Genomic DNA, 13179 nt, shown 5'->3' with positions numbered 1-13179 from the left:
TGCGAAGCCGACGGAGTCGGAGTCAGGTCCCACCCCCCCACCGCGCCGCGACCACGAGGAGGACACACGCATGGGACAGCCGCAGCAGCCCGACCAGGCCGAGGCGGAGAAGTCAGGAGCGCCGGAGCCAGACGCGGGGGTCGGAGCCGGGGCTGGAGCCGGGGCCGGCATGGCCGGGGTCGCGTCGGGACCGGCCGTGCCTGGGGCCGGCCCCCGTGCCGGGACCCGGTCCGCCGGGCTCGCCGGTCGGCCCGGCAAGCCACCGCTGCGCGTCGGCATGGTCGGCTACGCCTTCATGGGGGCCGCTCACTCCCAGGGGTGGCGTACGGCGGGGCGGGCCTTCGAGCTGCCGCTCGACCCCGTGCTCGCCGCCGTGTGCGGGCGGGACGGCGACGCGGTGCGGGCCATGGCGGACCGGCACGGGTGGGCGACGACGGAGACCGACTGGCGGGACCTGATCGCCCGGGACGACATCGACCTGGTCGACATCTGCACCCCCGGCGACAGCCACGCCGAGATCGCCCTCGCCGCCCTGGCCGCCGGCAAGCACGTGCTCTGCGAGAAGCCCCTCGCCAACACGGTCGCGGAGGCGGAGGCCATGACGACGGCCGCCGAAGAGGCGTACGCACGCGGCAGGTTGGCGATGGTCGGCTTCAACTACCGTCGCGTGCCCGCCACCGCGCTCGCCCGCCGCATGGTCGCCGAGGGCCGACTGGGCGCACTGCGACACCTGCGGGTGACGTACCTTCAGGACTGGCTCGTGGACCCGGAGTTCCCCCTCACCTGGCGGCTGCGCAAGGAGTCGGCCGGCTCAGGCGCGCTCGGCGACCTGGGCGCCCACATCGTCGACCTCGCGCAGTACGTGGCAGGCGAGCCGGTGATCGGTGTGTCCGCGCTGATGGAGACCTTCGTACGCGAACGGCCCCTGCCCGCAGGCGTGTCCGCCGGTCTGGCGTCCTCCGGCGGCACGGCCGGGCGAGGCGCGGTCACCGTCGACGACACGGCCCTGTTCACCGGCCGCCTCGCCTCCGGCGCCGTCGCCTCCTTCGAGGCGACCCGCTTCGCCACCGGCCGCAAGAACGCCCTGCGCATCGAACTCAACGGCGAGCGCGGCTCGTTGGCCTTCGACCTGGAACGGCTCAACGAACTCGCCTTCCACGACCACACCGAACCCGGCACCCACGCCGGCTTCCGCCGCATCCTCGTCACCGAGCCCGACCACCCCTACCTGGACGCCTGGTGGCCGCCGGGCCACGGCCTCGGCTACGAGCACACCTTCGTCCACCAGGCCCGCGACCTGGTCCACGCCATCGCGGCGGGCCGACAGCCCGAGCCGTCCTTCGCGGACGGACTCCAGGTGCAGCGGGTGCTCGCGGCGGTCGAGGAGAGCGCCGAGAAGAACTCCGTCTACACCCCGACCCACACCCCCACAGCGGTCTGAGGAGGCCCGGACATGCCGCGCGACTTCACGCTTTTCACCGGCCAGTGGGCCGACCTGCCCCTCGAAGAGGTCTGCCGCCTCGCCCGCGACTTCGGCTACGACGGTCTCGAACTCGCCTGCTGGGGCGACCATTTCGAGGTCGACAAGGCGCTCGCCGACCCGTCGTATCTCGCATCCCGTCACCAACTCCTGGAGAAGTACGGCCTGAAGTGCTGGGCCGTCTCCAACCACCTCGTGGGCCAGGCCGTCTGCGACGCCATCATCGACGAGCGCCACCGCGCCATCCTGCCCGCCCGCATCTGGGGCGACGGCGAGCCCGAGGGCGTACGGCAGCGGGCCGCCGCCGAGATGGCCGACACGGCACGGGCCGCGTCCGCCTTCGGCGTCGACACCGTCATCGGCTTCACCGGCTCCGCCATCTGGCACCTGGTCGCCATGTTCCCGCCCGCCCCCGAGTCGATGATCGAACGCGGCTACGACGACTTCGCGATGCGCTGGAACCCCATCCTCGACGTCTTCGACGCGCAGGGCGTGCGGTTCGCGCACGAGGTCCACCCGAGCGAGATCGCGTACGACTACTGGACGACCCAGCGCGCTCTGGAAGCGGTCGACCGGCGTCCGGCGTTCGGCCTGAACTTCGACCCCTCGCACTTCGTGTGGCAGGACCTCGACCCGGTCGGCTTCCTGTGGGACTTCCGCGACCGGATCTACCACGTCGACTGCAAGGAGGCCCGCAAGCGCCTCGACGGCCGCAACGGCCGCCTCGGCTCGCACCTGCCCTGGGGCGACCCCCGGCGCGGCTGGGACTTCGTGTCGGCCGGCCACGGCGACGTCCCCTGGGAGGACGTCTTCCGGATGCTCCGCTCGATCGACTACCGGGGCCCGGTCTCCGTCGAGTGGGAGGACGCCGGCATGGACCGGCTCCAGGGCGCCCCCGAGGCCCTGACCCATCTCAAGGCGTTCGACTTCGAACCGCCGTCCGCCGCATTCGACGCGGCGTTCGGCGGCAACGACTAGGCCCGGCGCGACCCCGGGCCACCTGTCGACCGGGCCCCCACGGCCCGGTCATGTCTCCGGGGTGACGGCGCACCCCGGCGTACCGCACACACCCGTACACCTCCGTACGACCAGCCCCTCTCTGGAGGCATTTCGTGCACCCGTACGACGACAACAGACACCCCACCAGCCCCTTCAGCCGCCGAAGAGTGCGCGGGCCGATCGCACTGCTGAGCGGTCTGCTGCTCGCGGGCGCCTCGCTCTCGCTCACCGCGCCCGCCGCGGGCGCGGCCGACGCCGCCCCGAAGACCGCTGCCGCCGCTGCCGAGGACTTCCAGCAGGTCACCCTCGCGAAGGGTGAACCGGAGGTCGGCGAGCCCATGTCGCTCGCCGTCCTCCCGGACCGCTCGGTCCTGCACACCTCGCGCGACGGCGAACTGCGGCTGACCGACGCGGCCGGCAACACCAGTCTCGCCGGCAAACTCGACGTGTACGCCCACGACGAGGAGGGCCTGCAGGGCATCGGCGTCGACCCGGCCTTCGCCGACAACCGGTTCATCTACCTGTACTACGCGCCCCCGCTGAACACCCCGGCCGGAGACGCCCCGGAGACCGGAACGGCGGCCGACTTCGCGCCCTTCGACGGCGTCAACCGGCTCTCCCGCTTCGTCCTGAAGACCGACGGCACCCTCGACAAGGCCAGCGAGACGAAGGTCCTCGACGTCCCCGCCTCCCGGGGCATCTGCTGCCACGTCGGCGGTGACATCGACTTCGACGCGGCGGGCAACCTGTACCTGTCGACGGGCGACGACAGCAACCCGTTCCAGTCGGACGGCTTCACCCCCATCGACGAGCGCGCCAACCGCAACCCGGCCTTCGACGCCCAGCGCACCTCCGGCAACACCAACGACCTGCGCGGCAAGATCCTGCGCATCAAGGTCAACGCCGACGGCTCGTACGCCGTCCCCGACGGCAACCTCTTCGCGCCCGGCACGGACAGGACCCGCCCCGAGATCTACGCCATGGGCTTCCGCAACCCGTTCCGCTTCAGCGTCGACAAGAAGACCGGCATCCTCTACGTCGGCGAGTACGGCCCCGACGCGGGCGCCGCCAACGCCTCGCGCGGCCCCGCCGGACAGGTCGAGTTCGCCCGCGTGACCAAGCCGGGCAACTTCGGCTGGCCGTACTGCACCGGCAAGAACGACGCCTACGTCGACTACGACTTCGCCACCGGCACCTCGGGCGCGGCCTTCGACTGCGCGGCCCCGAAGAACACCTCGCCGAACAACACCGGCCTCACCGATCTGCCGCCCGCCGAACCCGCCTGGATTCCCTACAACGGGGCCTCCGTCCCGGAGTTCGGCGACGGCTCCGAGTCCCCGATGGGCGGCCCGGTCTACGACTACGACGCCTCGCTCGACTCCCCGGTGAAGTTCCCCGAGGCCTACGACGGCGACTTCTTCGCCGGTGAGTTCGGCCGCCGCTGGATCAAGCGGATCACGAGCGACGCCGACGGCACCGTGCAGTCCATCAACAGCGTGCCGTGGACCGGCACCCAGATCATGGACATGGCCTTCGGTCCGGACGGTGCGCTGTACGTCCTCGACTACGGCATCTCCTGGTTCGGCGGCGACGAGCACTCCGCCCTCTACCGCATCGAGAACGCCACCGACGGCCACTCCCCGGTCGCCGCCGCCGCGGCCGACCGCACCTCGGGCCGGCCGAAGCTGAAGGTCCGCTTCTCCTCCGAGGGCACCAGTGATCAGGACGGCGACGCCCTCACGTACAGCTGGGACTTCGGCGACGGTGGCACCTCCACGGCCGCGAACCCGAGGCACACCTACAAGAAGAACGGCACCTACACGGCGACGGTGACCGCCAAGGACACCTCGGGCCGCACCGGCAGCGCGAGCGTGCAGATCGTGGTCGGCAACACCGCGCCCGCGGTGGAGCTGCAACTCCCGGCGGACGGGCAGCTGTTCGCCTTCGGTGACGCCGTACCGTTCAAGGTGAGGGTGAGCGACCCGGAGGACGGCCGCCCGATCGACTGCTCCAAGGTCAAGGTCACCTTCGTCCTCGGCCACGACAGCCACGGCCATCCGGTGACCTCCGCCAACGGCTGCACCGGCACCATCCAGACCAGCGCCGACGGCGGCCACGACGAGAACGCCAACATCTTCGGGGTGTTCGACGCCGAGTACACCGACGGCGGAGGCGGCGGCCAGGCCCCGTTGACCACCCACGACCAGAACGTCGTCCAGCCCACCCACCGCCAGGCCGAGCACTACGGCGACTCGTCCGGCATCGCGGTGCAGTCCAAGGACACGGCACACGGCGGCAAGACGGTCGGCGACATCTCCAACGGCGACTGGATCTCCTTCGAGCCGTACGTCCTGTCCAACGCCACGAAGATCACCGCGCGCGTCTCCTCCGGGGGCGCCGGCGGCAGGCTGGAGGTCCGCGCGGGCTCTCCGACCGGCCGCGTCCTCGGCAGCGCGACCGTGCCGGTGACCGGCGGCTGGGACACCTTCCAGGACGTCACCGCCGACCTGTCCAAGGCCCCGCGCGGCAGCACCACGCTCTACCTGGTGTTCAAGGGCAGCGGCTCCGGCGGCCTGTTCGACGTGGACGACTTCACCTTCACGAAGCGGTGAGGGGGCGCCATGCCGACGAACGGACGCTTGTGGGCCGCGCTGGGCGGCGCCGCCCTGCTGATCGGATGCGTGTCGGGACCGGCCGTGTCCGATGAGGCGGGCCGCTCCGGGGGCCACGGGGACGAACGCCGGGTGCTGGTGTTCTCCAAGACCGCCGGTTTCCGGCACGACTCGATTCCCGAGGGCATCACGGCCGTACGGGAACTGGGCGCGGCCCACGGCTTCGCGGTCGACGCCACGGAGGACGCCGACGCCTTCACCGCCCGCAACCTCGGGCGCTACGACGCCGTGGTGTTCCTCTCGACGACGGGTGACGTCCTGAACCCGGCCCAACAGGGCGCGTTCGAGCGGTACATCAAACGCGGGGGCGCCTATGTGGGTGTCCACGCGGCCGCCGACACCGAGTACGACTGGGCCTTCTACGGCGGACTCGCGGGCGCGTACTTCCAGGGACACCCCGCGATCCAGCCCGCGACGGTCGACGTCGAGGACCACGCCCACCCGGCCACCGCCGGGCTGGGCGCGACCTGGAACCGCACGGACGAGTGGTACAACTACCGCTCCAACCCCCGTGACCGGGCCCATGTCCTCGCCTCGCTCGACGAGTCGTCGTACAGCGGCGGCACCATGAACGGCGACCATCCGATCGCCTGGTGCCAGGACTACCGGGGCGGCCGCGCCTTCTACACCGGCGGTGGCCACACCAAGGAGTCCTTCGCCGAACCCGCCTTCCGGCAGCACCTGTGGGGCGGCATCCGGTGGGCGATCGGCGCGGCCCAGGCCGACTGCCGGCCGGAGAACGGCTACCGATCGCTGTTCGACGGCACCTCTCTCGACGGCTGGCGGCAGGCGGGGCCCGGTTCGTTCACGCTCGCCGACGACGGGACGATCACGTCCGCCGGCGGCATGGGGATGCTCTGGTACGCGGGTCGGAGCTTCGGGTCGTACTCCCTGAAACTCGACTGGCGGTCGGCCGGCGACGACAACTCCGGGGTGTTCGTGGGCTTCCCGCCGTCGGACGACCCCTGGTCGGCCGTGAACAACGGCTACGAGGTCCAGATCGACGCCACGGACGTACCCGAGAGGACCACCGGGTCCGTCTACGGCTTCCGGTCCGCCGACCTCAGGAAGCGCGACCGCGCCCTGAACCCGCCGGGGGAGTGGAACACGTACGAGATCCGCGTGGAGGGCGAGCGCCTCCGCGTCCGGCTCAACGGCGTGAAGATCAACGATTACACCAACACCGATCCGGTACGGAGCCTGCGCGACGGGCACTTCGGCATCCAGAACCACGGGACCGACGACCAGGTGTCCTTCCGTGACATCCGGATCAAAGAACTGCCCGTACGGGCCGCCGCCGCATCGGCCGCGGCGGCCCTGACTCCGGGCGACTGAACGGCGGCGGGCGGGGGACGCCGGACCCCCGCCCGCCGTCTCCCCTTCCCGCGCCCCGTCTCCGCCGCTGCTTCGGCCGAGACACCGGGTTCGCGTACGTACGACGAGGAGGTCACCCATGTCCGTGTCCGAGTCCCGATCCACGGGGTCCGAGGGAAACGAGCCCCGGGTGGGCGTATGGCTGATCGGGGCGCGCGGCTCCGTCGCCACCACTGTCGTCGCGGGCTGCGCGGCCGTCACGGCCGGCCTGCACACCCCGACGGGCATGGTCACCGAGACCCCTCTCTTCGCCGACTCCGGGCTGCCCCCGCTCTCCTCCCTCGTCTTCGGCGGCCACGACACGGACGACTGCCCCCTGCCCAAACGCGCCGAGGCCCTGGCCGCCGCCGACGTCCTCCCGCACGGCCTCCCCGCTGCCGTCGCCGCCGAACTGACCGCCGCGGACCGGGAGATCAGGCCCGGCGGCCCCCTCCCGGGAGACACCAGAACCCCCGACGAACTGATCGCCTCCTTCGCCGCCGACATCCAAGACTTCGTACGACGCGAGAACCTGACCCGCGCCGTGGTGGTGAACGTCGCCTCCACCGAACCCGCACCGGCGGGAGCCGGGCCGGGCGAGGCTGTGTTGCCGGGAGCCAAGCCGGGTAGGGCTGTGCCGGCGGGAGCCGGGTCGGGAAGGGCCGCACCGGCGGGAATCGAGCCGGGCAGAGCCGTGCCGGCGGGGGCCGCGTTGCCCGGAGACGGGTCGAGGGGAGCGGCGCTGACGGGAGCCGGGCTGCCACCCAGCTCCCTCTACGCGGCGGCCGCCCTCCGCGCAGGCTGCCCCTACGTCAACTTCACCCCCTCGACCGGCCTGCACCACCCGGCACTCACCCCGCTCACCGTCTCGTCCGGCCTCCCGTACGCGGGCCGCGACGGCAAGACCGGCCAGACCCTGCTCCGGTCCGTCCTCGGCCCGATGTTCGCCCAGCGGGCCCTGGCCGTCCGGGCCTGGTCAGGCACGAACCTCCTCGGTGGTGGCGACGGCGCCGCCCTCGCCGACCCGGCCGCCGCCGCTGCCAAGAACGCCGGCAAGGAACGTGTCCTGACCGACAGCCTGGGCGCCACCCCCGAGGGCCGGACCCATATCGACGAGGTCCCCTCCCTCGGCGACTGGAAGACCGCCTGGGACCACATCGCCTTCGACGGCTTTCTCGGCACCCGGATGGTCCTCCAGACCACATGGCAGGGCTGCGACTCCGCCCTCGCCGCCCCACTGGTCCTGGACCTCGCCCGCCTCCTGGCCCGAGCCCATGAAGCGGGCCTCACGGGACCCCTGACCGAGCTGGGCTTCTACTTCAAGGACCCGGTGGGGGAGGGTCCGGCGGCACTGGGGGAGCAGTACGCGGCGTTGGCGGGGTTCGCGGAGCGGTTGCGGCGCCGTGCCGTGGGCGCGGGCGAGCCAGAGACGGGACCTTCGCGAGCGGGGTCCTCGGAAACGGAGCCTTCGGAAACGGGGCGGGCAGAAACGAGGCCGTCTGCAATGTGGCCGGCAGAAACGAGGCCATCTGCAACCGGACCGGCAGAAGTGAGACCGGCAGAGACGGGGCCTTGGGGGGCGAGCCCGGCATGAATTCACAGCCGCACCCTCCGACGCTCTCCTTCGGCTACGGCACCAACGGCCTCACCGATCTCCGCCTCGACGACGCCCTCGCCCTCCTCGCCGACCTCGGTTACGACGGCGTCGGTCTGACGCTCGACCACATGCACCTCGACCCGCTCGCCCCGGACCTCGCCGCCCGCACCCGGCGCCTCGCCCGACGGCTGGACGACCTCGGCCTGACCGTCACCGTGGAGACCGGCGCCCGCTATGTCCTCGACCCACGCCGCAAACACGGCCCCACGCTGCTGGACCCCGACCCGGACGACCGTGCCCGCCGGGCCGACCTGCTGATCCGGGCGGTGCGGGTCGCCGCCGACCTCGGTGCCCACGCCGTGCACTGCTTCAGCGGAGTCACCCCGCCCGGCACGGACGAGGACACCGCCTGGAAGCGCCTCCCCGACGCCCTGGCCCCCGCCCTCGACGCCGCCACCGCCGCCGGCATCCCCCTCGCGATCGAACCCGAACCCGGTCACTTCCTCGCCACCCTCGCCGACTTCCACCGCCTCCGCGAGGCGCTCGACAGCCCCGCCGCCCTCGGCCTCACCCTCGACATCGGCCACTGCCAGTGTCTTGAGCCCCTCCCTCCCGCCGACTGCGTCCGCGCCGCCGGCCCCTGGCTCCGCCACGTCCAGATCGAGGACATGCGCCGCGGCGTCCACGAGCACCTTCCCCTCGGCGACGGTGAGATCGATTTCCCACCCGTCCTCGAAGCCCTGGCCGCCGTCGACTACCGCGCCCTGACCGTCGTCGAACTGCCCCGCCACTCCCACGCCGGCCCCCACTTCGCCGAACGGTCCCTCTCCTTCCTGCATCGATCCCTCCCGCACCGCACGACCGGCCGCACGGCCCCTCCCGGGAGCACCTCGTGATCCACAACCGCACCCCGGCCGACCCGACGGCCCGCCCCGTCCACCCGGCCCTCGCTGCCCTCGCCGACCTGCGCGGTCACCTGAACACCCACCTCACGGGCGCCGCCCGCGCCTGGCTGGGGCGGGCGCTGGACGAGGCCACCGGCCATCCGGGCACCCACGGGCCCATCTCCGTCTGGGAGCTGCGCCTCGCCGAGGCGGGCCGACGCTGCGGTGCCGAGCACGCCGACGCCGTCCGCGTCCTGATCCTGAACGCGGCCCGCGCCGATCCCGACGCGCTCACCCGGGTGTACCGCCAGGGCACCGCCGACGAACGCCGGGCGGTCCTGTACGCGCTGCCCCACCTCGTGCCCGGCGCCGACGCGCTGCACCTCGTCGAAGACGCCCTGCGCACCAACGACACCCGCCTGGTCGCCGCTGCCCTCGGCCCGTACGCCGCCCGCCATCTGGCCCCGCACCAGTGGCGGCACGCCGTGCTCAAGTGCCTGTTCACCGGAGTGCGCGTCGACAAGATCACCGACCTGGCCCGCCGCGCCCACGACGACTCCGAACTCGCCCGCATGCTCCGCGACTTCGCCGAGGAACGCACCGCCGCGGGCCGTCCCGTACCCGAGGACCTGTACCGCGTCCTGGCCCTGACCGCGTCCCCACCGGCCGACGAGATCGGCATCGACGGCAAGGAGTCCTGATGCGCATCTTCGACCCCCACATCCACATGACGTCACGCACCACCGACGACTACGAGGCGATGCACGAGGCGGGCGTCCGCGCGGTCGTCGAGCCTGCCTTCTGGCTGGGCCAGCCCCGTACTTCCCCCGCCTCCTTCGTCGACTACTTCGACTCCCTGCTGGGCTGGGAGCCCTTCCGCGCCGCCCAGTACGGCATCTCCCACCACTGCGCCCTCGCCCTCAACCCCAAGGAGGCGAACGACCCGCGGTGCACGCCCGTCCTGGACCACCTGCCCCGCTACCTGCTCAAGGACCGGGTCGTGGCCGTCGGAGAGATCGGCTACGACTCCATGACGCCGGCCGAGGACCACGCGCTCGAACACCAGCTGCACCTGGCCGCCGACCACGGCCTGCCCGCCCTCGTGCACACCCCGCACCGCGACAAGCTCACGGGCCTGCGCCGCACCCTCGACGCCGTACGGGCTTCCGCCCTGCCCGTCGAGCGGGTGCTGCTCGACCACCTCAACGAGACCACCGTCAAGGCGGCCAGGGACAGCGGCGCCTGGCTCGGCTTCTCCGTCTACCCGGACACCAAGATGGACGAGGAGCGCATGGTCGCCGTCCTCAAGGAGTTCGGCCCGGAGAAGGTGCTGGTCAACTCCGCCGCCGACTGGGGCAGAAGCGACCCTCTCAAGACCCGCAGGGTCGGCGACGCCCTGCTCGCCGCCGGGTTCGACGAGGACGACGTCGACCTGGTGCTGTGGCGCAACCCCCTCGCCTTCTACGGCCTCAGCGGTCGCCTCGTCCTCGACGTCACCGCGACGGACGCCACGCACGAGGGCAACAGCATCCTGCGCGGCGGTGAGTGACCCATGCGTTTCCGCCACCCCGACGGCTCCACCGTCCACCTCGCCTACTGCACCAACGTGCACCCGGCCGAGACACTCGACGGGGTCCTCGCCCAACTGCGGGACCACTGCGAGCCCGTACGCCGCCGCCTCGGCCGCGACCGCCTCGGCATCGGCCTGTGGCTGGCCAAGGACGCCGCCGCGGCCCTGGTGACCGACCCGTCCGCCCTGCGCGGCCTGCGCACCGAACTCGACCGGCGCGGCCTCGAGGTCGTCACCCTGAACGGCTTCCCTTACCAGGGCTTCGGCGCCGAAGAGGTCAAGTACCGCGTCTACCGACCGGACTGGGCCGACCCCGAACGCCTCGACCACACCACCTCCCTCGCCCGCGTCCTCGCCCGGCTGCTCCCCGACGATGTCCCCGAGGGCACCATCTCCACCCTGCCCCTGGCCTGGCGCACCGCCTACGACGACACCCGCGCCGACAAGGCACGCGCGGCCCTGCGCACCCTCGCCGAACGCCTCGACGCCCTGGCCGAGCTGACCGGCCGCTCCATTCGCGTGGGCCTGGAACCCGAACCCGGCTGCACCGTCGAGACCACCGCCGACGCCATCGGCCCCCTGACCGACATCGGCCACGACCGCATCGGCATCTGTGTCGACACCTGCCACCTCGCCACCTCCTTCGAAGACCCGCACACCGCCCTGGACGCGCTCACCCGAGCCCACGTCCCCCTCGTCAAATCCCAGCTCTCGGCCGCCCTGCACGCCGAACACCCGCACCTCCCCGAGGTCCGCGAAGCCCTGGCCGCCTTCGACGAGCCCCGCTTCCTGCACCAGACCCGCACCTCCACCGCCGCCGGCCTGCGCGGCACCGACGACCTCGGCGAGGCACTCAAGGGCGACACCCTGCCCGACGCCTCGCCCTGGCGCGCCCACTTCCACGTCCCGCTCCACGCGGCCCCCACCGCACCCCTCACCTCCACGCTCCCGGTACTCAAGGCCGCCCTCACCCACCTGGTCGGCGGCCCTCACCCCCTCACCCGCCATCTGGAGGTCGAGACCTACACCTGGCAGGCCCTCCCGCCCGAGCTGCGCCCCAGCACACGCGCTCAGCTCGCCGACGGCATCGCCGCCGAACTCGCCCTCGCCCGCGACCTGTTGACGGACCTCGGCCTCAAGGAGCTGCCATGAACCCCAAGGGAGTTGCCGTGACGCCGCAACCCGAAGCCGGGCCCACCCCCCTCCTCGTCCTGGACGTCGTCGGCCTCACCCCCCGTCTCCTCGACCACATGCCCCACCTCAAGAGCCTCGGCCGGTCCGGCTCCCGGGCCCCGCTCGGCACCGTTCTGCCCGCCGTCACCTGCGCCGCCCAGTCCACCTTCCTGACCGGCGCGCTCCCCGCCGAGCACGGCATCGTCGGCAACGGCTGGTACTTCCGTGAACTCGGAGACGTCCTGCTGTGGCGCCAGCACAACGGTCTCGTCGCTGGGGACAAACTGTGGGACGCCGCCCGCCGCGTCCACCCCGGCTACACGGTCGCCAACATCTGCTGGTGGTACGCCATGGGCGCCGACACCGACATCACCGTCACCCCCCGTCCGATCTACTACTCCGACGGCCGCAAGGAACCCGACTGCTACACCCGGCCCCCGGCCCTGCACGACGAACTCACCGCGAAACTCGGCACGTTCCCCCTGTTCCACTTCTGGGGACCGGGCGCAGACCTGGTCTCCAGCCGCTGGATCATCGACGCGACCCGCCACATCATCCGCACCCGCCACCCCGACCTGGCCCTCTGCTACCTCCCCCACCTCGACTACGACCTGCAGCGATACGGCCCCGACGACCCACGCTCCCTGAAGGCGGCCGCCGACCTCGACAGGGCCGTGGCGCCCCTGCTCGACGACGCCCGCGCGGAAGGCCGTACCGTCGTCGCGCTCTCCGAGTACGGCATCACCCGCGCCGACCGTCCCGTCGACATCAACCGCGCCCTGCGCCGCGCCGGTCTCCTCGACGTGCACACACAGGACGGCATGGAGTACCTCGACCCGATGGCCTCACGGGCCTTCGCGGTCGCCGACCACCAGATCGCCCATGTCTATGTGCGCCGCCCCGAGGACCTGGAAGCCACCAGGAAAGCCCTCGCGGACCTGCCCGGCATCGACCGACTGCTGGACGACGAGGGCAAGAAGGCCCATCACCTCGACCATCCGCGCTCCGGCGAGTTCGTCGCCGTCGCGGAGCCGGACGCCTGGTTCACGTACTACTACTGGCTCGACGACGACCGCGCGCCCGACTTCGCGCGACTGGTCGAGATCCACCGCAAACCCGGCTACGACCCGGTCGAGCTGTTCATGGACCCGCTCGACCCGTATGTGAAGCTCAAGGCGGCCACGGCACTGGCCCGCAAGAAACTCGGCCTGCGCTACCGCATGGCGGTCGTGCCGCTGGATCCCTCGCCTATTCGCGGCAGCCACGGCCGCCTTCCCACGAGCGACGACGACGGTCCGCTCATCATCTGCTCCACCCCCCGAGCCGTCGGCGACCGCGTGGCGGCCACCGATGTGAAAGCACTCCTGCTGCGCCTGGCCGGTCTCTCCCGACCGGCGACAAGTACCCACAAGTCCTGACTGGTCACAAGTGAAGCACTCACCACTGACAAC

The 13179-nt window shown here is 72.1% G+C and carries 9 protein-coding genes and 1 pseudogene; all 10 read left to right on the top strand.

Annotated features, from left to right (window positions below):
• Positions 1 to 70: 70 nt before the first annotated feature.
• The 10 genes and pseudogenes from OG622_RS10385 (at position 71) to OG622_RS10340 (ending at position 13146) form a co-directional block, all read left to right on the top strand.
• The gene (locus OG622_RS10385; RefSeq protein WP_371575081.1) at positions 71 to 1441 is read left to right on the top strand and encodes a Gfo/Idh/MocA family protein; all 1371 of its coding nucleotides are present in this window, start codon (positions 71 to 73) and stop codon (positions 1439 to 1441) included.
• Positions 1442 to 1453: 12 nt separating this feature from the next.
• On the top strand, positions 1454 to 2458 hold the full coding sequence (locus OG622_RS10380; RefSeq protein ID WP_371575079.1) for a sugar phosphate isomerase/epimerase family protein: 1005 nt from the start codon (positions 1454 to 1456) through the stop codon (positions 2456 to 2458).
• A gap of 134 nt (positions 2459 to 2592) precedes the next feature.
• Positions 2593 to 5091: a PQQ-dependent sugar dehydrogenase gene (locus OG622_RS10375; RefSeq protein WP_371575077.1), complete on the top strand. Its 2499-nt coding sequence runs from the start codon at positions 2593 to 2595 to the stop codon at positions 5089 to 5091.
• A gap of 9 nt (positions 5092 to 5100) precedes the next feature.
• Positions 5101 to 6486 (top strand): ThuA domain-containing protein, encoded by a 1386-nt coding sequence (locus OG622_RS10370; RefSeq protein ID WP_371575076.1) that lies wholly within the window; start codon positions 5101 to 5103, stop codon positions 6484 to 6486.
• Between the two features lie 118 nt (positions 6487 to 6604).
• A pseudogene (locus OG622_RS10365) lies at positions 6605 to 7900 on the top strand (inositol-3-phosphate synthase); the annotation flags it as partial.
• A gap of 194 nt (positions 7901 to 8094) precedes the next feature.
• Complete coding sequence (locus OG622_RS10360; RefSeq protein ID WP_371575074.1) at positions 8095 to 8997, top strand: sugar phosphate isomerase/epimerase family protein; 903 nt, start codon at positions 8095 to 8097, stop codon at positions 8995 to 8997.
• A complete protein-coding gene (locus OG622_RS10355) occupies positions 8994 to 9686 on the top strand; it encodes an EboA domain-containing protein (RefSeq protein WP_371575072.1) in 693 nt (230 codons plus the stop codon). The genes OG622_RS10360 and OG622_RS10355 overlap by 4 nt, the downstream gene beginning before the upstream one ends.
• Entirely contained in the window at positions 9686 to 10534 is an 849-nt protein-coding gene (locus tag OG622_RS10350; protein ID WP_371575070.1) for a TatD family hydrolase, read from the top strand. Before OG622_RS10355 ends, OG622_RS10350 begins: the two co-directional genes overlap by 1 nt.
• 3 nt (positions 10535 to 10537) lie before the next feature.
• A complete protein-coding gene (gene eboE, locus OG622_RS10345) occupies positions 10538 to 11707 on the top strand; it encodes a metabolite traffic protein EboE (RefSeq protein WP_371575068.1) in 1170 nt (389 codons plus the stop codon).
• Entirely contained in the window at positions 11704 to 13146 is a 1443-nt protein-coding gene (locus tag OG622_RS10340; protein ID WP_371575066.1) for an alkaline phosphatase family protein, read from the top strand. Before eboE ends, OG622_RS10340 begins: the two co-directional genes overlap by 4 nt.
• Positions 13147 to 13179 lie beyond the last annotated feature (33 nt).

Source organism: Streptomyces sp. NBC_01314 (genome assembly GCF_041435215.1).
Classification (GTDB): domain Bacteria; phylum Actinomycetota; class Actinomycetes; order Streptomycetales; family Streptomycetaceae; genus Streptomyces.
Note: the sequence above shows the minus strand (reverse complement) of the source record. Positions and strands in the feature narration are given on the sequence as shown.

Coding starts and splice junctions, on each gene's coding strand:
- OG622_RS10340 (WP_371575066.1), top strand. CDS start 11,704: ATGAACCCCAAGGGAGTTGCCGTGACGCCGCAACCCGAAGCCGGGCCC.
- OG622_RS10380 (WP_371575079.1), top strand. CDS start 1,454: ATGCCGCGCGACTTCACGCTTTTCACCGGCCAGTGGGCCGACCTGCCC.
- eboE (WP_371575068.1), top strand. CDS start 10,538: ATGCGTTTCCGCCACCCCGACGGCTCCACCGTCCACCTCGCCTACTGC.
- OG622_RS10350 (WP_371575070.1), top strand. CDS start 9,686: ATGCGCATCTTCGACCCCCACATCCACATGACGTCACGCACCACCGAC.
- OG622_RS10370 (WP_371575076.1), top strand. CDS start 5,101: ATGCCGACGAACGGACGCTTGTGGGCCGCGCTGGGCGGCGCCGCCCTG.
- OG622_RS10360 (WP_371575074.1), top strand. CDS start 8,095: ATGAATTCACAGCCGCACCCTCCGACGCTCTCCTTCGGCTACGGCACC.
- OG622_RS10385 (WP_371575081.1), top strand. CDS start 71: ATGGGACAGCCGCAGCAGCCCGACCAGGCCGAGGCGGAGAAGTCAGGA.